This window comes from Mycobacterium innocens, assembly GCF_900566055.1.
GTDB classification, from domain to species: Bacteria; Actinomycetota; Actinomycetes; order Mycobacteriales; family Mycobacteriaceae; genus Mycobacterium; species Mycobacterium innocens.
In genome coordinates, this window is sequence record NZ_UPHQ01000032.1 from 1 (window position 1) to 19,756 (window position 19,756).

Sequence of the window (19,756 nt, forward strand, 5' to 3'; positions counted from 1 at the left end):
ACGCCAGCGAAGAGTCAACGAACCTCTACATGAGTGTGGACCGGGCACGTCTGCTCGACTGCGTACTTTCGACCCCAGAAGCCGTGCGGTCATGACTGGCCACGGCTTCACCAGCGCGTTCGCCACCAAGCTGGACGCCTATCTGGCGTTCAAGGCGAACATGGGATTCACTGGCGCCTCCCGCATCTGGTATCTGAAACAGTTCGACGCCTACTGCGCCGCCCATGACCGCACGGTGTTCGACAAGGACACCGTGGAAGGCTGGGTCGGGGTTCAGCTGCAACGTTGCGGCCGTTACCGGTCCTGGATGTCCTACATCCGTGACGTCGGGCGCTGGATGACGATGAACGGGATCCCCGAGGCTTATGTGCTCTCTGATCGGTGGAAAGCCCCGATCGTTGCCGCCCACCCTTATCTGTTGTCCCGCCATGAGATCGAGTTGTTCTTCGCGGCCGCCGCCCGGATGCAGACGCCATGCCCGTGGCGATGGCAGGCGGTGGCGTTTTTCACCCTGATGCACTCGTGCGGGCTGCGCACCGGTGAAACCCGCGCCCTGCAGACCGGGCAGGTCGACCTCGATGCCGGGCACATCGACATCATCTGGTCCAAAGGACATCGCAGCCGCAGGTTGCCGCTGACCGATCAGGTCATCGAGATCCTCGACACGTGCGACCGGACCTCATGCGCGCAGTTCGCCTCGCGACGCACGTTTTTCGTCTCCGCGACCGGCAACCAGGTGACCACGGCAACGGTCGGGAAGGTCTTCGGCCGGATCTGGGATGCGGCCGGGCTGGCCCGGCCGCTGGCCGGTCAACAGCCCCGACCCTACGATTTCCGGCATCACTTCGCCTACGCCAATATCCACCGATGGATGACCGCCGGCGACGACGTCACCGCGATGCTGCCCTACCTGTCCCGCTACATGGGGCACGCAACCGTTGAGAGCACGTACTACTACGTGCACACCGCGCCCGATTTCATGGCCGCCTACGCCGACATCACCGCCCAACGCCAGTCCCTGCTACCGCAGGTGGGATTCTGATGAGACGTGATCCACGCACCGGCGCACCGGACTTCTTCGGGTGCGCCCGCGATTATCTGCACGCCTACATGCCAAAGGCCAGAGGGTTGTCCCCGAAAACCATTGAGGCATATCGGATCAGCCTGGAGTGCTTCCTGGACTACCTCGCCGAGGCCGAGCACATCGGACGCCAGCACGTCAGCTTCGATCACTTCGACCGCGCACACCTGAAAGGATGGCTGACCTGGATGACCGATCAGCGGCATTACACACCCAAGACCGTCACGCTGCGCCTCAGTGCGGTCAAAGCGTTTCTGACCTACGCAGCCTACGAAGATTTCACCCTCGTCGCGCTGAGTCAATCAGCCAAGGCACTCAAAGCGCCGGCGGGTCCGCGCAAGCCCGTCGAGTACCTCACCGAAGATCAAACCCGGGCGATCCTTGCCGCGTTCACCGGGCAAACAGCAAAATCGCGGAGAAACCGGATGCTGCTGATCCTGCTCTACGACACCGCGGCTCGCGTGGGCGAGATCACCGGCCTGACCCTGGGCGATCTGCATCTGACCGAACCCGGGCACATCCTGCTCACCGGCAAGGCCAACAAGACCCGCGTCGTGCCGCTCACCGCGAAAACCGTCGAGCACCTGCACGTCTACCTCGACGAGTTCCACCCGAACATCACCAAACTCCCCGCGACCCGGCCGTTGTTCTACAGTCTGCATCGCGGGCGACCTGCCGAACTGTCCGCTGACACCGTCGCCGCCGTGCTCAAGCAAGCCGCCGAATCCGTACGCGCTCAATGCCCTTCGATCCCCGCGAACATCCACTGCCACCTGATGCGCAAAACCAAAGCGATGGACCTCTACCAGCAGGGCATCCCGCTGCCGATCATCATGCGCCTGCTCGGCCACGAAAACGCTTCCACCACAGCAGCGTTCTACGCTTTTGCGACCCTGGACATGATGCGACAAGCCATCAACGCCGCCACCCCCGCCATCAACACCGCGGCCACCGAGCCACTCACCGAAAGCCAACTCCAAACCCTCTACAGCCTGCGATAAAAAACCGAAACGTTAAGCCGAGAAATCCGCCAGCGACTCCCACGAGCGCAGGCCATTGATGCAGATCCTCGGCTTAACACAAACCTCGGCATAATCGCTGTTAAGCCGGATTCGGCTTAACAGCGACAAGGGCTGCCAATATACCTCGATCCGGTTCACCCAGCGCCTAATCGATGCCGGCATCGCCCCCTCCACCGGCAGCGTTGGAGACAGCTTCGACAATGCCCTGGCCGAAAACCTATGGTCAACCATCAAAGTTGAGTTAATCTACTGGCCAACAATCACTTTCACGACACGAGCACAAGCGCAGGGGATGTTGTTCCGCTACATCGACGGATGGTACAACCCACGTCGCATCCAAGAAGGCCTCGACGGACTCTCACCCGACGAGTACGAAGCTGCCTGGAAGACCAGCCAGCAGCAGCATGACCCCCAAGCGGCTACCCTCCAACTCGAGGGAGTCGGTCCCAGATAGAAAAGTCTCCGGGAAACCGGGGGAGGTCTATCTGCTTGTCCTCGTCGATCGGGGTGACGGCGTTGGCTGCCGGCACCAGCCTGGCGCTGACTCCGGCGACGCACACGCAGCGGAACTCCAGGCCCTTCATCCGATGCATCGTTCCCACGTGGACAGCGTCGTCGTTCGCCGACGCTCTGGCGAAATCGATTGTCTTGACGCCCTGGGCCTTTAGCGCGTCCTGGATCTTGGAGCCGAACCACTTGGCTCGCACCGCGATTCCGATCTCGCAGGGCTGGATGCCGTTCGTGATCCAGGCTTCGACCGCCGAGGCGATGAACCGGGTCTCGGCGTCGGCCTTGTCGAAGCCGTGCAGTTTCGGCGTGGCGCCGTGCACGTACGATCGGCAGCCGGCGATGGAATCAAGACCGCCCTCCATGTCGTCGATGCGTTCGCCGCGGAGCAATCCCAGGCTCCAGCCGAGGATCTCCGCGGTGGTCCGGTAGTTCAGGTTCAGCCGTGTCGACCGGCCGGCGATGTTGATGCCCACGTCGCGCAAGCTCACCCGGTTGTCGTAGATACGTTGATGCGTATCCCCGGCGATGAAGATGTCGTTGGGGGCTTCGGCGACCGCGGCCCGCAGCAGCCGCCACTGGTCGGGGCTGAGGTCCTGGGCCTCGTCGATCACGATGTGGCGGTACGGCTTGGTGGGGTCGGCCTCCAACAGGGCGGTGGCTTCGCGCCGAACGGTTTCGTGTGTCCAGGCGCCGACCTGGGTGAGCGTCTGCTCGAACTCCCAGATCGCCTGCCACACCTGGGCCCGCTGCCTGGAGCCCAACGCCCGACCCCGTCCGGTTCTCTTGGCGGCGAGGTACGCCTCCGCGGTACCGATGCGGCGGGCCAGAACGACCTGCCGCCATTCCTCGGCCAGGAAGACGTCGGTGAAGGCGAGGCCGAGCCTGTCGATGATGGACAGCCACAGCCCCTTCTCGTCGTCCGAGCTCAGCAGATTCGGTGGTCCGTGCTTGCGGCGAAACACCCGGTGCGCCAACCGGTCAACGTGGGATACCTCGATCCGCTGGTCGACCTCGTCGTCGTCGACGATCATGTCCAGGCCCGACCGCAGGGTGTCGGAGAGCGTGGAAGTGAAGGTGGTGACCAGGACACGGCCCTCGTTCCGCTTGGCGAGCGCATGCGCTCGGTGCAGCACCACCACCGTCTTGCCGGTGCCCGGGCCGCCGGTGACGCGGGCGGGCCCCTTGAACGACGCGTCCACCACGGTGCGCTGGGTGGGGTGGAGGTAGACCCGCCATGTCGCGAAGGGGTAGGCGAAAACGTTCATGAGTTCTTCGGGGCCGTTGACCAGCACGACGCGGTCGCGGCCGCGCAGCACCGCCGCGTCCAGGTCCTCGGTGTCCACCGGTTCCTGCACTATTTCGGCGCCGAGGTCGGCCCACACCTCGTCGGGCGTGAATCCGGCGGCGAGGCCACACAATACGTCCCACTGCGTTTCGGGAAGAAAGGATTTGGCCGCATCGAGCTGTTTAGGGTCGGTCAATGCCCGGGCGAAGTCTCGGGTCTTGTCGTCGATGCCGAGCCGTTTGAGATCGGCGTCGCTGACCTTGTCGAACAGTAAGGATTCGGCATTCTTGGCGGCCTTGGTCAGCTGGGGGAGCGTGCGGTCGATCGCTTCTTCGTCGCGGATCTCGATACCACCGGTGGCCGTGTTCACCGAGACGTTGCTGCGCTGCGCCCACGCGTACGCGTCGTCGTGCGGGAGCACCTTGAGCAGGGTGAAGACGTCACCTGCTTCGGGGGCCAGGACGATGCCCCGCCACGATTGGTCGATACGGATCGAGCGGAACCGCGGATTGCGGGCGTTGTTGATCTTTTCCAGGTGCAGGCCCGTGTGGGTCGCGGTGTCGAACTCGTCGAAGACCTCGGTGACCCGTTTGGCGACAGGCTTTTCCAGCTTGACGAGGTCGCTCAGGAATCCTTTGTCGATGGCTAGTGTGGGCATTGCTTTCTACTCGTTCATTTGCTGTGACGTGGGCCGAAGCCAGCAGGGGGGTCCGCCAACGGCTTCCATCCCTTGCCGCCGTTGGCAATTGCATCGGCCATGCGGTCGTAGGCTTCTAGGACCAGGCGACGGGTGCGGTATTCGCCGAAGTCGCGTTCCTCGTACTTGCGTACGACGCGAAACGAGTCGAGGACGTGCTCTGATTCGTAGCGGTTCAGACCGTAGACATGCAGGAATGCTGCGTCGAGGTCGGCACTTAGAAGAGCGCGACGCTCTGGTTCCCAGTGGAACGGCGGACCATCGTCGCCCATGTCCTTGGCATAGGGCTGTAAACGCCAAGATGTGTATGACAATTCAAGAACGTAGGGCACTATCCACTCACTATAGGTAGTTCCATCACGCCAAGGAGTTTCCCCTGCAAGATCTTTCGGCACCGGGCAGGCAAGTTGCCCGACGATGTTGTAGGTCATGTGCGTGCCACTCATCTTCTGTCGCGCGACATAGTCGAAGCAAAGGCTGGACCACAGTGCATGCAAGGTTGGTGCTTGCGCTGGATTCGATGGCATGGCAATTGGAAAAACGTGCCCGACCGCCGACAAAGGCAGCACGCAGGGGATAAAAGTGCGGATTTGGTCGGCTTTGGTTACATCCCGCCAGCCTATGAACCACTGGCGATCCCAATCGTCTTTGAGTGCGAGATCCACCTGATGCCGCTCAACCCAATGGCGGGCCACCGGTTCGATGTCAGGGTTGTCGTGTTGTTTGTCGGTCAGCCGGGGGAGGGTGCCTTTGTTTAGCTGCGCTTGGGTGGCGCCCTGGTAGGTGGAGAAGCGGTGATCGAAGTGGCTGAGCATCTTCGCCTCATAGAGCGGCACGTACTCCTTGCCGTCACGCGTGTAGGACCAGCCGTTGAATCTCGCGTCGCTGAGATCGTTGGGCTGATGGAACAGGCCCGAGTCATTCGCCATGTGGAAGAGCGTGCCGAAGGACAAACCCCAGGGGTTGCCATCGGGCTCGTTGTCCCGGATCAGGACGGGGTGACGAGAGTAAACTCCCAGCGTGATGTCGGCGTCGACGCGGCTGCGGAACATCGGCAAGGTGCCGGTGTTCGGATTGAGCTTGACGACTTCGTCGGCGGCGAGCTGGAAGCGGCGTTCCGGCACATCGGAAAGATGGCGGTTGAGGAAAGCGAACTTGGTGCGCTTTGCAGTCCGTTCGTTACCCGTTACCGTGGTAACCGCGAATCGCATCTGATTGTGAACGTCGCGGAAGATCTTTGCTTCGTTCTCGAAGTCGTAGAACGCAGACAACCTTCGGTTGCTCAGAGTGTCGGCGAAGAACGGCGCGGTCGTCTTGTCGGTGGCCAAACCGGTCGGGCTGATGAATCCCGCGGCACCACGCGGCCCAGTAACGGTGCGCATGGTTTCGGCGAAGACGCTGTAGGTGTTGACGTCGCCGCGGCCGGTCAACGGATACCGGCCACTCTTGAGTAGGAGATGTGCGGTGCCGTCGGATTGACGCAGCGCCGCCCGGTAGGCCGCGAATAAGTCGGGATCGCTGTCGGCGAGATTGTCGATCATCTTCTTGCGGATCGCGGCGGTCGCGGCACCCTCAATGTCAGGCCGCCCGGCGTTTCCGAAGAACTCCTTGTCCTGGACCTTGACGCGTTCCCACGGCGGATTGCCCACCACACAGGAGAACCCGCCCGTCCACCCGGTAGCAGGGTCAGCGCTGCCGTCGTCGGGAACACTGAAGATGCCGGGGAACTCCAAGTGCCAGTGGAAAAAACGGTATTGACGCGCCAGACCCCGGATGAGCGACTTGACACTGTCGGGTACCGATTCCGGGTTCTCGCTCAGGTCGCGCAGCGTTGCATGCGTAATCCCCTGCCCGGACGTCGTCGCCCCGGTCTTCGGCTGCACGAACGCCGCACACCAGGCATCGGCAACGAGTTTTTTGGCCTTGAGGTCCGGATCCTCTTCGAGGCGGCGCCAGGCGTCGGCGCGGGCACGCATGGCCGCCGCCGTGGCGGCGGCACCGGTGTCGGCTTCGTACGCGGCCTCACTGAATTGGGTCGTTTCGACATTGAGTGTCTCGGAGGCGAACATGTTGAGCTGCCCGGCGTTGGTCTCACGTTCGGACTTATTGCGGGCCTTGAGTTTCGATGTCCAGGTCTTGTCGTCGTCGCCGAGCGCCACGAACGCGGTATCGGGGATGTTGTGGCGCAGCAGTTCCGGCGTGGTGCCGAGCAGGGCATTGCCAACCCGAAAGTGGGCGTCGAGGAACGGGAATGGCCGGTCGGCGTCGAATGCCTCCAGCCACAACGCGACCTTGGTGATTTCGATGGCCAGGTCGTTGAGGTCGACACCGTAGACACAGTGTTCGATGACGTCGGCGATGGCGGCGCGCAGCGCCGCAGGGGTGGGTTCCGTGTCCCCGGTGCGCACGGTGGCCAATGCCGTGGCTATCCTGCGCGCCGCGGCGACGACGAAATGCCCACTGCCGCAGGCGGGATCGACCACCGACAGACCGAGCAGTGCCGCCTCAGGGTCGGACGAGCGCATCGCCTCGTCGATCAGCGGGTCGAGCGCCTCGTCGAGCACCAGCGCGATGAGTTCGGAGGGTGTGTAGTAGGAGCCGGACTTCTTGCGTTCGTTGCCGGTGGCGACGTCGAGGGTGAAGGTCCGCTCGTCGGCGTTGTAACGGGGCGTGTAGGCCAGCAGCGACTCGTACATGCCGCCGAGTTCCTCGCTGTCGAGGTTGCGGTAGTCGACGGGTCGCGGTGCCCCGGTAACCGGATCGTCGATCTGTGCCAAGGCGCGGCTCGCGGCCAAGAATGCCCGGTTGGGCAGTTTCGCGCCATCCAGGATGCCCAACGCATGACGTGAAAACAAAGAGGCGCCAAGGCCGCTCAGCCCGAGCGCGGGTAGTCCCTCGCCGGAGAGGGCGTCGGTGACGATTTGGTGAGCTTCCCACAGGTCGCTGTGCCAGCCACCGATCGGGGCGCCGGCCAGGCGCCGCAGCCGCGCCGTGGAGAAGTAGTCCGCATACAGCGCGCGCGCGTCGGCGGACGCCGCGGAGCCATGCAAGAGGCCGCGGTCCTCCACGACGAAGAGCACGATCAGCCGGTAGGCGATCCGCAGCAGCGCCCGCTGCAGGTCAAGGTCGGCATCGGAGGCCGCCGCGAGTGCGTCGCGCAAACCGGCGTTGGCCGGATGGGACACGAACCCGGTGCCCAACTCATGCAGGGCCGCGGCGACACCGTGCTGCAGGTTCAGCAGAGCCCGGGCGCCGTCGTCGATTGCGGTGCTACGCCACCGCTCCAGCCAGCAGTTGTCAAGCTTGGGGCTGGCCGACTCAACGTCGCCTTCGTCGTCGCCTTCCTCGTCTTCCGCCGCGGCCGCCTTGGCGTGTTTCTCGTCGAGCTGGGGCGTGAAGCGGCTGGCGTGCAAGGTCAGGAACAGCAACCGGAAGTCGGCGTAGAGCTGGTCGGTGAAGATCGCGTCCAGGTCGAACTCCACGTAGGACTGCCGGGTGAGGCTGGACGCGTCACGCAGCAGCCGCAGCTGATGGCCGTTGGACAGGATTCCCCACAGGGACTTGTCCTCACGGTTGAGGTAGTCCTGCAGCATCGACTGCGGGGCCCGCGCCGTTATCGACGGGGTCTTGGTGTCGAGGTCAATTCCGGCGCCCACCAGGTGGATGGGAACCCACGCCGACGGATGCGCGGCGTCTGGCCACGAAACCCGGTGCGAAATCGGGAAACTCGCGACCGTCGACTCGCCCAGCCCAGGTTGGACGGTCAGTCCGCCGCCGACGACTTCCGGGCGGCCCCAGCCGAGCTCGTACAGCAGTGGCAGCAACCATTTCTCGCGGGTGAGCTTGATGGCGGTGTCGCCCTCGGGAAGCCGGTCCAGCATGGAGCGCCACTGGAGGTAGGCGGCGAGCATCGCTTCCCAAGCACGGGCGATGGCGCCATTGATCGTCATCCCGGGCGGCAGATCGTAGGCATCGGCCGTCTGGCCGGGCATGCGTAATTCGCTGGCGCGGGGGATCGCCTCGGCCGGCAATGCCGTGCCCACGGTCCGGACCGCGCGGAAAACGGACGGCGCGCTCATCGCGAACTCGTCTCGGGAAGGAAGACGTATACACCGAGCACGTCGGCGGGCGGCAGGAACTTCACGGTCGGGGCACGGCCTGCTGTTTTCGACGCGGAGCGCACCGCCTGGTGTTCGTAGACCAGTGTTTCGGCCGCATCCTGCCCGGCCTGTGCCAGACGATCGGTCAGCGCGGGCAGGCGTCCGAGCGCCCGCCCGAGCTGCGTTCGCGCCAACGCGTCATCGACGTTGCCCGACGGCGTGAGCGCCAACAGCGCATCGACGTCCGGCTGCGGCAACCAGGTCAGTGTGTCGCCGCTGGCCGTGAACGCGACGAATCGCGCTTCCTCGGCAACCTGAGTCCTCGTGGTGTTCAAGCCCGCGATGGTGATCTCCAACCGGTAGCGGACCACCAGCAGCGTCGTGACCTTCGTGACACCTTTCGCACGCATGACGCCCGCCCGCCGCGCCGGCCGGGCGGCGGCGTCGAGCCGGCTGTCAAGCGCGGCGTCCAGCACGTAGCGCGACAGAGCCTCGACCGTCGGATCGGTGCGGTTGAGCACGCAGTGTCCGCCCGGCACCGGAAGCGATCGATGGAAGTGCAGGCAGTTGTCTTTGGCCGGGGGAAGCTGGTCACGCACCGCCGGCGGCAGGGTGTCGATGCGCGCAGTGAAACCGTCCGCGGTGTCGGCAACCTGGGCTCCCATCAGGGATAGTGCTGTGCGAGTGAAGTTTTCAACCTCGGTGGGGCCGCCGAGTGCGCGGCGGACCTCGGCGAGTGCTTGCTCGACGGCATCGGGCTTGAGCCCCGCCTGACGGAACCGCGACCGCGAAGCCTTCTCTCGTTCGGCGGCGTTGATCCACTGCACCTCGACCTCGTCGGCCAGCGAGGCGGAAGTGGCGTCGGCGAAGTCCAGGGTCAGCTGTTCGGCCTCCTTGCCCCGCAGCAGCAACGACTCCCAGATCGCCTTCATCACGGTGGTGGGGTCGACGGGCAGCGGCACCGAGACACCGGTGCTGCGTTGAATGTTCTTGTGCCGCCTGATCAGAACCTCCAGCACGATGCCGTCGATCCCGTTGTCTTCGCCGTAGTAGGTGACGGTGCGCACGACGGGCGCGCCCTGACCGAACCGGTCGACGCGGCCCTCGCGCTGTTCGTGTCGAGTCGGATTCCACGCCAGGTCGTAGTGGACGACGGCGGTGAAACCGTCCTGCAGGTTGATGCCCTCGGACAGGCAGTCGGTGGCGATCAGGAGCCGGGGACCTTCGTGTGCGGTCAGCGCGTTGACGCGGGCTTCGCGTTCTTCCGGGGCGAGGTTTCCGGTCACCGCGTCGATCCGCAGACCGGGGATTTTTCTTAGCGCGGCTTCGAGGTGTTCGTGGAGGTAGTCGGCGGTGGGGATGAAGCGGCAGAAGACAATCGGGTGGTAGCCCTCGGCGAGTAGTTCCTTGATCAGCGGAATGAGGCGCTTGAGCTTGGCGTCGGATCGCACACCCTTGAGCGCGGCCGCGGCCTGCGCCAGTTCGCGGAGCCGCCGACGTGCAGGCGCAGCAGGTGAGTCGGTTTCAGCGGTGTCGGCACCGACGGTGACGTCTTCTCCTTCGAGTGTGTCGTCGAGATCCGAGTCGAGGACCCGGGGCTCGGCGAACACGTCCACCTCGTCTGCGTCCTCGACCGCGGCGACTGCGGAGCGGTTGAGCAGCGTTTGTTCGGCCGCGGCGGGGCTGGAGGCCAGGCAGCGCAGCAGCGCGATGGCCGACCACCAGCGCACCCGCTGCCGGACGGCGCTGAGTTTAGGGTCGGCGACTTGTCCGCGCACGTAGTCCATGACGTCGTCGAACAATGCGCGATAGGCCGGGGTGAGCTGGTAGGCGGTCTCGGTGATCTCGCGCTCGGGGAACGGGGTGTCCTCGTTCAGAAAATTCTCGCGAATGTCGGCGCGTTGGCGCTGAATCATGAACCTGGCCAGCAGCTTCCGGTCGTCCTCGCGGTCGCGTCCGGACAGGTCGGTGGGCAGGTGGGTCAGGCGGCGGTCGAGCAGCCCGATCAGCGACTGCCACGCCGTGTCGTCGCCGCTGTGCGGGGTCGCGGTCAACAGGAGCAAATGGCGGCCGGGATTGTCGGCGAGTTTGCGCAACAACGCATAGCGCAGCTGCGTTTGAGCCGACCTGGCCGTGCCCGCGTGTGGCACACAGGTATGAGCCTCGTCGACGATCACCAATTCCGGGCAGTGCAGGGCGAATTCGTCGCGACGCGTGCGTTGCTTGATGAAGTCGGTGGAGATCACCAGATGCGGATAGTGCTGATAGACGTGGGAGCCGAACGGAACGCTGCGCATCAGCCGGTTCACTGTCGATGGCAAGAGCAGCTGGGTGGTGATGCCGAACTTGTGGCGCAGCTCGGACTGCCACTGCGGAGCCAACTGCGGTGAGCACAACACGGCCAGGCGCCGCGCGTCACCGGTGGCCAGCAGCTCGGCGGCGATCAGCCCCGCCTCCACCGTCTTGCCGATGCCCACCCCGTCGGCGATGAGCAGCCGGGTGGTGTCCTGGGCGGCGGCCATCATCAGCGGCACCAGCTGATAGTTGCGGGGTGTGACCGCCAGTCCCGCAAACGATCGGAAGGGGCCTCCGCTGGCGCGAAACGACAGCCGCAGCGCATCCCGCAGCAGGCGGGCCCGGCTAGCGTCGCCGCGATCCTCGACCGTGGGAGGTTCGAATCGTGCCGCCGCGAACTCGTCGACATCGGGCAGCAGCACGGTGGTTTCGTCCGCGTGTCCGCCGAGCGGACGCACCAGGAGTGCTCCAGAGGGCGAGCCCGGCAATACCAGCCAGTCCCGTCCGCGGGCGTTGACGAGGCTGCCGGCCGGATAGTCAGTGACGGTCATGCGTGCAACTTCCCCGGTCCGAACACGTCTACCTGTTCGGCGAACGCCTGCAGCCAGCCGTCGTCGGCGTCGGTGTGCTTGAACCGCAAAACCAGCCAGCCGGCCTCGTCTTCGAGCTTCGCCCGCGCGTGTTCGTCTTTTTGCTGTTGATACTCGGAGTCGTGGACGGGGCCGTCGATGAACACGGCGACGTCCATTCCTCCGGTGTGGTAGGCAAAGTCGGGCCGGACGTAGTAGCCGTCGACGATCCGCTGTACGTCATCGGGCAGCCGATAGCCTTGCTGTTCCAGCAGATCCAGGAAGTGCCGCTCCAGATCGCTGTCGCAGGCTTTCTTCAGACGCTCCAGTTTCTCGGCGCGTTCCTCGCCGCCCGCGCCGACCGCGACGACCGCCGACGTGAGGCGTTGCAGCAGTTCTTTCACGCAATGACGATCGAGCTGTTGGTGGTCCCACTGATTGGCGTAGGACAGCAGGCAGTCATAACACGCTTGCGCACAGTCTTCGACCGCATACGGTGCCCGGCGTTGGTCTTCCCCGGTGTCGGGGTCGAAATGGAGAATCTCCAGCGCCTTCCGGGCCACGTCGCACAGTTGCCCGTCCTCGGTCGCGACCCGCCGCAGCACGCCGGCTCCGCCTTCGGCGGCTTCGAAGAACAGCAGCCGTGACCACGCGTGATCGCCGGTGTTGCCGGGCAACGGTTCGACGGCGAGCTCGCTGCTCTCCAGCTGGTACACGGCTTCGATGGCGCGCTTGAGGGCGTACATGGCGGCCATGCGCTGCTCAAGGCCGATGGATGGATCCAGGTGCAGCACAAGGGCGTTGCGATGGTCTTCGACGTATGGGATGACGCGGATGTAGCGGGGCGCCTCGCCGTGCACGTTGTTGCCTAGTTCCGATTCGGCGCACCAGCGGCCCTCCACGGTGTCGAGCACGTGGCCGCGGACGTCCTTGTTCTTGCGGCGGCGCAGGCCGACGTTCATCCGTCGGATCAGCGCGGTGTCTCCGTAGGTCATGGTGCCGAGTTCCTGACCGTCAACGGTGATGCTGCTGGTGAGTTGACCGGCTCGCACCCCGTGCGGGACGAACCGCAGGGTGGTGACGATTTCGTGGCCGGCGCGTTGACGCTCTTCTTCGTCGGCGCTGATCCGGTCCCGTCGGCGCGTCTTGACGGCGAGCAACCGCATCATCTCGCTCATCGTGTCCAGGGACCCGCTGCCGCAATGCTGGCAGAACTCCACGTTGGTCGGTGTGTTGCACTCGTGGAGGTAGCCGCATCGGTCGCAGCGCTTGATCTCGGTGACGTTGACACCCGTGCCGTCGGCACGGGCGGGGAGGCTGACCCGATCGACTTGGTAGCGCGCGCCTTCGTGATAGATGAATGCGTCCGGCCCGAACTCGCTGATGGCCAAGAACCGCGGGCGCTGGATGAAATCGCCCTCGCCGTTGCGGGTCCGTCGTTCCGCCGGAATGAACGCCGACAGCGGAAGCCGCGGGAACGAGTAGCCGGGCAGGAAGCCTTCGGAGGCGAAATACCGGTAGGTGTAGAAGTCGCCCTGAACTACGTCGTCGACCTGTCCTTTGAGGAGGTCCAGCGCGGCGCGTGCTTCGGAAATCCTGGCCCGGGATCGGTGCTTCGATGCTTCCGAAGCCCCGATCGTCTTGAGAATTGAACTGGCGCTGTCTAATTCGGCCTGTGCCTCCCGGTACAGGCCGCGCCATCGGTCGGCGGCTCGGTCAAAGCGTGCCGGGGCGCGGTCGACGGTGTCGGCGACCCAGGTATCGGTCCACCACGGCGCCGACGTGACCTCGCTGGTGGCGGTAAGGACGGCGGTGATCGCGTCGATGGCCGTCGCCCGGTTTGCCTTGGACGTGATGCGAGCCTGGACCTCCGGGCGCAGCGGTTCGCCGGGTTGGTCGATGTCAAGCAGGTCGATCATGCTGGCCTTGAGGTCGAGTTCGCACTGCACCAACCAGATGGCGTGCGCGTGTGCCCGGACCAAATCTTGGTTACCCAGCTCCAGCCTTGGCGGTGCGACCGCGCCGGCGACCATATCCTGGCTGCGCCGGAAGTAGTAGGCGTCGTGGGCATTTCCAGTGGCGCAGTAGGTCAGGGCGATCGCCGGCTGCCCGGAGCGCCCGGCACGCCCGGAGCGCTGCGCGTAGTTGGCCGGAGTCGGTGGCACATTGCGCATGCCGACGACGTTGAGGCTCTTGATGTCGACGCCGAGCTCCATGGTCGGTGAGCAGTACAGCACCGGCAGCCGCGCATCGCCGAACTCGTCCTCACGCTGCTGGCGCTTGGCCGGTTCGACCTGCGCCGTGTGCTCGCGGGCTTCCAAGCCCACCAACGCTTTTGCGGTCTCGGAATACAGTTGGCGGAAGTACGGGTTGACGCGGCCCTGCGTCTGGTTGCCGCGAATCGGATCCGGCACGCGATGCTCACCGGTCCCGGCGCGCCATTCGATCAGGCTGGCATGGATGCGGTAACCGGTGCGCCGCCTCGGCAGTTTGACCCGAACCAAGATGCCGGCGCTGGCCATCGTTTCGAGTAGCTGCTCGATCGTGGTGTCTGCGTCCGCCACCTTCAGCTTCTGGCCATACGCGGGGAATCGGCCAGGACGCCGTAGCCAGCGCCCGTAAGCACCAAGGCCCGACACGTAGAGGTCGGCGCCTATGCCCGTGACGTTCTTGGGCCGACCGCCGGGATACGCGGTGCCACTATAGGTTCCGGCCTCGTCGGCGATCGCCCACGGATCTTTGAGCCATTCCCGGCTGGCGCGCCTGATCGCGTCGAACTTCTCCTCGCTGAGGAACTCGGTTTCGATGCACAGGTTTCGGCGCAGTTCGTCGAGCAGCACATGCATCAACTGCCGGCGGGTCTTAGGATCTGCGTCCGCCAATGGAGCACCGTGAGCGGACCATTTCGTGTCGTCCTGGGCGAGTTGGTCCAAACCGAAGTAATCCAGACACAATTGGCCGGTCTGCTCCAGGTTGGGCATGGTGATGCGCCATCCGCGTTTGAGGTCTGCCCATAGGCGGTAGGTGACGACGTCGCGCAGCGCGCGGGAAATCTTCTTGCGCGGCACCAGTTCTTCGGCGACGTCCTGGTCGCGGGCGAACAGTTTGAGGTTGCTGCCGCCGAGCGCGGCAAGCACCTTGGGCCCGAGGTTCTCGTCGGTGAGTGGCTCGGCGCTGTGGTTGACAGCCGCGCGATAGAGAGCTGACCGGATCAACGCGACGATGACGAAGTCGTTGAAGTGTCCGGCCTGCAGGCTAGCGTCCTGGCGATTGTCGCTGAACGCCAAGAATTTTCGTGCTTCGTCGTCGAGTTCCACCTCGTCGCGCAGGGCCCGCACGACGGACTGCGAAAGGACCGTCACCGCGCTGGCGCGGCCTTCGGTACCCAGGCTGGCCACTCGGGAGAACTCGGATTGCCGAGTGCTCTCGTAGCTCGTCTTGCAGGCGGGGCAGAAGTCGAGCCGTTCGAAGAAGGCCGCCGGCATCCCGTCGTCGGTGATGGTGCCGAACGGATCGACCCGCAGTGATGCGGGGAGCTTGTTGAGGCGGGCGGAATCAAGAACTTGGACCGCACCGGCCGAGACCACCCAGTCGTCGGGCACCAGCTCAAGAAGCGTTGGGTCGGTGGGGTCCGGCCACGGATTTTCAGTGATGTAGAGCAACCCGGTCGCATCAGGCGGGTCATCAACGCCTGCGTTCAGGACGCGTGGGCTGAAGTTCTGGTGGCTGCGGTCGAAGTTGACCACCAAGAACTCTTGCCCGCATTCGCGGCAGAAGGCTAGCGGGAATAGCGGCTGACCCGACGGGCGCTGCGGCGCGCTTCGCTGGTACTGCGTTGTGAGATAGCGGGTTTCGGGTGGCTCCAGTGTGGTGTAGACGGTGTCGCCCTTGCCGATGAATTGGTGCAGCTTGAACGCGAAGAGTGAGCGCCCCTGGGGATCGCGGGCCTGCGAGCCCGCCAGCAGCAGGGCCCGGAGCTTGTCGCGGCACACCTGCTCGTCGACGCCCGTCTCGGTGTGCAGCTTTGCCGCCGCCTCGCTCAACTTGCTCGGTGGCCGCCGGCTGAGTTTTCCCTCGTCGTCTTGACGAAGACCGAACTCCTCCTCGGCCCATACGGCCAATGGATCGGTTTGCAAGTCTTCCCAGGCATCCGGGGTCGGTGCCGCAAGCCGTGCGGTGAGCACAGCTGCATCGGCATGCCCTGACGTCGCTCGTCGGAGGGTCTCCCCGACGATGTTGGTGGCGGGGATCTCGACACCGAAGATCCGGGTGGCCAATTCGGCGACCTGCTGGCGCTGCTCGGCCTTGGTCCCCGGCCCGGCGAGGGTGGCACTGGTGCCGATGCACTGGAGCTTCTTGGCGCTGATCGCGCTGCGGAGCCGGCGCACCAGCATCGCGACGTCGGCGCCCTGGCGGCCCCGGTAGGTGTGCAGCTCGTCGAGGACCAGGAACGACAGATTCTCGGCGCTCGCGATCAGTGCCTTACGCTCACGCGGCCGGGTGAGCATCAGCTCGAGCATGACGTAGTTGGTCAGCAAGATGTCCGGTGGCGACGCCAGGATCGTGTCGCGCTCACTTGACGTTTCCTGTCCCGTGTAGCGCGCGAAGGTCACCTTATGGCTGGTCGTGCCGAGGAACTTCTCCAGCTCGTTGCGCTGACTATTGGCCAGCGCGTTCATCGGGTAGACGACGATGGCTCGCACGCCCTTGCCGGATCCTTCACGCAGCACCCGGTCCACGATCGGAACGATGTACGACATGGATTTTCCTGATCCGGTACCGGTGGTCAGGACGTAGGATTCGCCGCGGTTTGCGATCTCGAAGGCGTCGGTTTGGTGACGATGGAAGGTGATCTCGCGGCCGATCGCGTCATCCTCGGCCTTGATGCGGAAGATCTCCGTGGCTTGAGGATGCAGCACACCCCGTTCGACCAACTCGCCGACCGACCCACCCGGCTCGAAAGCGGGGTTGAGGGCCAACCACGGCTCGGGCCATAGCAGGCCGTCCTCGATCTCGCCCTCGACCTTGTCCCTGATCTTGTGGTCCTTGATGTCAAGGAAGCCTTTTACGAAGGACTCGTAATCGTTCAGGACTTCGTCAAGGACACCAAACGCGTCCATGACACCTCCCGTTAGGAAGCTGGTACTGACACGAACGTGACCATACTTCGGGTGTCCGACATATTCGGTGGGTTGTTCACTTTTCCCCGAACGATCGGCGACGGACCACGTACGTGGGCGCGACGGAGCGATGCATGAGGCTGTATTCGTCCCCGGCCGCCTGCGGTCCGATCACGGGATGAAGGTTTGCGACGTCGGCAACGTTTGGCCCGATAAACGCCGCCCAGGCCAACAGGCTAGCCGAGCGTTCCGATGCCGTGGTCGTCGGGCCGCATTGCCGTTGGGCACATGCGTGTCGGAGCCAACTACATTGGACCCGCCGGATGCCTACGGCTGGATCGACATCCAACTCAGCACCGGCTGCCGCCCGTACCGCCTAATGCGAGCGCTGGGCAGCCAGCCCCGCAGCGCGTATCGAACCCTGGGCCTGACCCAACCGGTCACGGCCAGATTTCCTTCGTTGATGTTCGCGAAGATCTCATCGCGAGGCCTTCTTCGGTGTTGCTGCAACCGTTATGCAACAGGACGAGCGCCGGGCTCGCGTAATGCGCTCGGTTAATCGAGGGTATCGAGCCTCACCTAGACGCCCAGAGCGTGCTAACCGGTAGGACCGCAAGGTTGGGGCCGAACGGCGTGGCTTCCGGTGCCGCCGTGAGCAGGACGCCGAACTGAAAACGATCGCCGAGCTTGTCGGCCAGATAGCGCAGACCGCGAAGATCCTCCGCTCGTGGGGTGCTGGTCGCCTTGACTTCGATGCCGCAGATCCGGCCGTCGGGGTGTTCGAGCACCAGATCGACCTCGGCGCCGCCACGGTCGCGAAAATGCCACAGACTGGCCGGCTCGTCGGACCAGGTGAGCTGCTTGCGAATCTCGTTGGCCACGAATGTCTCGAGAAGCGGGCCGAGGTGACCACCTGGACGATCCAGCGTCGAACCGGTAGCACCGAGCAGGTGGCATGCCAGGCCACTGTCCGACACGACCAGCTTCGGTCTGCGGATCACCTTGCGGGTCAGGTTGGTCGACCAGGCCGGCACCCGATGGATGAGGAAGGCCGCTTCCAGCAAGGCCAGATAGCCGTCGGTGGTGCGGGCCGGGATCGACAGTTCGTTCGCCAGCGCGCTGACGTTGAGTTCGGCACCAGTCCGCGCCGCGCAGAGCCGAAGCAATCGTGGAACTTCGGCAAGCCGCTCAATTGCCGAGAGCTCGCGGATGACCGACTGCGCCGCCGTAGTCAGATAGTTGTCGAACCATGCGCGCCGTCTCGACGGCGCGCGAGCAACGATCTCTGGGAAGCCTCCGGTGGCGACGCGTTCGACCAGATCGGCGCGCCGCATATCGGAGCTGTGGATCAGTTCACGTGGCGCGCCGAACAGCAGATCGACGAAGCTGTCGGCGAATCCGGCGAGTTCACCTTGCGAGAACGGCCAGAGTTCGATGATCTCGACTCGGCCGACCAGCGCGTCGGCCATGTCGGGGGCAGAAAGCAGCCGTGCCGAACCGGTAAGCAGGAAGCGGCCGGGTCGGCGATCGTGATCAACCTCGGCCTTGATCGCCCGGAACAGTCCCGGTTCCAGTTGTGCCTCGTCGATCACCAATGTGTCGACCGGCCGGGAGACGAATGCGCGCGGATCGTCGCGAGCAGCATCGCGGTTGGCGGCGTCGTCGAGGGAGACGACCTGGCTTGACCCCGGGTAGTCAAGTCGCGCAACAAGGGTCGTCTTCCCGACTTGGCGTGCGCCATTGACGACGACGACCGGCGTGTCGGCCAGCGCGGCCAGCACCATGGGTGCGATCGCGCGGTCGACTACGGACATGTTGACAGGATACGCTGCGGATCTGCCCAATCATCTGTTGCGAATCCGTCCACCATGATGTTGCGGATTTGTCCCACCGGGCAATGCGGATCCGTCCGCATATGCATATGCGCCACCGCGCGCCATGCGACGTACGTAGCAACCGGGCGAGCACACAGCAGCGAAGCCGGGCGCCACCCAGGTACACCGCAATTACATCCACGACGACACAAAGCGGATGTCCAGCCGGTCGCTCTGCCGGTACCCCGACCACGTCGGGATACCAGCGGGCTGCACCCGATAGATGCCGAGCGCCGCGGCCACCACGCGATCGCGTTGCGTTGGCCACTGGATTTCGGATGCGATCTGTTCCAACACATCTCGGTCACGATCGAGCACCCGGTCGACGATCGACACCGCCGCCAGCGCACCAATACCAGATTGGCCAGGCCGTCGATGCCGACCAGTGACCACGGCATCACGTGATCGATCGGATTGTTAGCCGGCAGATACGTGCCGCAATAGAAGCAGTGCGGACCGTAGGCGTCCCGGAACGGTCCGCGAACCGGGGCGAGGCCGGTGCGTTCACGTCCGAACAGATGGCCCGCCACGTCGGGAACCTCGGCGCGCAAGAACTTGTTCATCCGCCGCACATCCTCGACCCACATGATCTCCAGCGCCGGCTTGAGCAGCCCGGCCAGCCGGGCAAGTCCGTGAGCGACACCGGATTTGAGCTCGATCGCGTCGCCGTGGGCACGCAGCGTCGACCGCGACACGTGGTCGCGCAGGAACGAGTCGTCGTAGAGAAACGGATCACTGGCCGACGAGCCCGGCAGCTTCTGCAGCCGATGCAACGGCTGCTGTGCCAGACGCAGCGTGATCTCGTCGATGGCACTTCGGTAAGCGGCCGGCGCGCGTAGCCTGGCGACGTCCACCGACGCACCCGTGCCTCCGAGGGCGGCCGCCTCACGTAACACGTTGGTGGCGAACAGGATCCGAGCGCGCTGCTGGGTGGACTGGCGTAATTCGCGGCCCTCGAAAGGACGCACCTGCCGCCAGTAGATCTCCAGCACCCGGTGCGCCAGCTCGGGAATCGGCACCCGTAGCACATCGCCGGGCCGCTCGGGAATGTTCTCGATGCAATGGTCGATCAACGTCATCAGCGCGGCGAGCTTGTAGGTGGCCGTGCGCAGGCCGGTCTCCAGGATCGCCACCACACGCTGGCCGAGCAGCAGCGGGTCGGCGACGTCACCGGTCATGGCGCACCCCCGCTGTCAGACCCGT

The 19,756-nt window shown here is 64.7% G+C and carries 7 protein-coding genes and 3 pseudogenes; 4 read left to right on the plus strand and 6 right to left on the minus strand.

Features of this window, described 5'->3' with window-relative positions; genetic code table 11:
• Positions 1-91: 91 nt before the first annotated feature.
• The 4 genes and pseudogenes from EET03_RS03545 to EET03_RS32900 all read left to right on the plus strand — a co-directional run bounded on the left by EET03_RS03545 (position 92) and on the right by EET03_RS32900 (position 2,557).
• Entirely contained in the window at positions 92-1,042 is a 951-nt protein-coding gene (locus EET03_RS03545; RefSeq protein WP_122508723.1) for a tyrosine-type recombinase/integrase, read from the plus strand.
• Positions 1,042-2,082 (plus strand): tyrosine-type recombinase/integrase, encoded by a 1,041-nt coding sequence (locus tag EET03_RS03550; protein WP_122508724.1) that lies wholly within the window; start codon positions 1,042-1,044, stop codon positions 2,080-2,082. Before EET03_RS03545 ends, EET03_RS03550 begins: the two co-directional genes overlap by 1 nt.
• A gap of 118 nt (positions 2,083-2,200) precedes the next feature.
• A pseudogene (locus tag EET03_RS32895) lies at positions 2,201-2,318 on the plus strand (IS3 family transposase); the annotation flags it as partial.
• Between the two features lie 44 nt (positions 2,319-2,362).
• Positions 2,363-2,557, plus strand: coding sequence for an IS3 family transposase (locus EET03_RS32900; protein WP_425271496.1), 195 nt, complete (start codon positions 2,363-2,365; stop codon positions 2,555-2,557).
• Positions 2,558-2,588: 31 nt separating this feature from the next.
• Here the strand turns inward: EET03_RS32900 and EET03_RS03565 are convergent.
• The 6 genes and pseudogenes from EET03_RS03565 to EET03_RS03590 all read right to left on the minus strand — a co-directional run.
• A pseudogene (locus tag EET03_RS03565) lies at positions 2,589-4,556 on the minus strand (UvrD-helicase domain-containing protein); the annotation flags it as partial.
• Between the two features lie 14 nt (positions 4,557-4,570).
• Positions 4,571-8,674 (minus strand): Eco57I restriction-modification methylase domain-containing protein, encoded by a 4,104-nt coding sequence (locus EET03_RS03570; RefSeq protein WP_099193959.1) that lies wholly within the window; start codon positions 8,672-8,674, stop codon positions 4,571-4,573.
• Positions 8,671-11,541: a helicase-related protein gene (locus EET03_RS03575; RefSeq protein WP_075544325.1), complete on the minus strand. Its 2,871-nt coding sequence runs from the start codon at positions 11,539-11,541 to the stop codon at positions 8,671-8,673. The genes EET03_RS03570 and EET03_RS03575 overlap by 4 nt, the downstream gene beginning before the upstream one ends.
• A complete protein-coding gene (locus EET03_RS03580) occupies positions 11,538-16,679 on the minus strand; it encodes a DEAD/DEAH box helicase (RefSeq protein ID WP_075544326.1) in 5,142 nt (1,713 codons plus the stop codon). The genes EET03_RS03575 and EET03_RS03580 overlap by 4 nt, the downstream gene beginning before the upstream one ends.
• Positions 16,680-17,254: 575 nt before the next feature.
• Positions 17,255-18,493: an ATP-binding protein gene (locus EET03_RS03585; RefSeq protein WP_075544327.1), complete on the minus strand. Its 1,239-nt coding sequence runs from the start codon at positions 18,491-18,493 to the stop codon at positions 17,255-17,257.
• 192 nt (positions 18,494-18,685) lie between these two features.
• Positions 18,686-19,731: pseudogene (locus EET03_RS03590) on the minus strand (HNH endonuclease).
• Between the last annotated feature and the right edge of the window lie 25 nt (positions 19,732-19,756).

What these genes read in the sequence shown, in the direction of transcription:
- EET03_RS03545 (WP_122508723.1), top strand. Translation starts at nt 92, where the DNA reads ATGACTGGCCACGGCTTCACCAGCGCGTTCGCCACCAAGCTGGACGCC.
- EET03_RS03550 (WP_122508724.1), top strand. Translation starts at nt 1,042, where the DNA reads ATGAGACGTGATCCACGCACCGGCGCACCGGACTTCTTCGGGTGCGCC.
- EET03_RS03570 (WP_099193959.1), bottom strand. Translation starts at nt 8,674, where the DNA reads ATGAGCGCGCCGTCCGTTTTCCGCGCGGTCCGGACCGTGGGCACGGCA.
- EET03_RS03575 (WP_075544325.1), bottom strand. Translation starts at nt 11,541, where the DNA reads ATGACCGTCACTGACTATCCGGCCGGCAGCCTCGTCAACGCCCGCGGA.
- EET03_RS03580 (WP_075544326.1), bottom strand. Translation starts at nt 16,679, where the DNA reads ATGGACGCGTTTGGTGTCCTTGACGAAGTCCTGAACGATTACGAGTCC.
- EET03_RS03585 (WP_075544327.1), bottom strand. Translation starts at nt 18,493, where the DNA reads ATGTCCGTAGTCGACCGCGCGATCGCACCCATGGTGCTGGCCGCGCTG.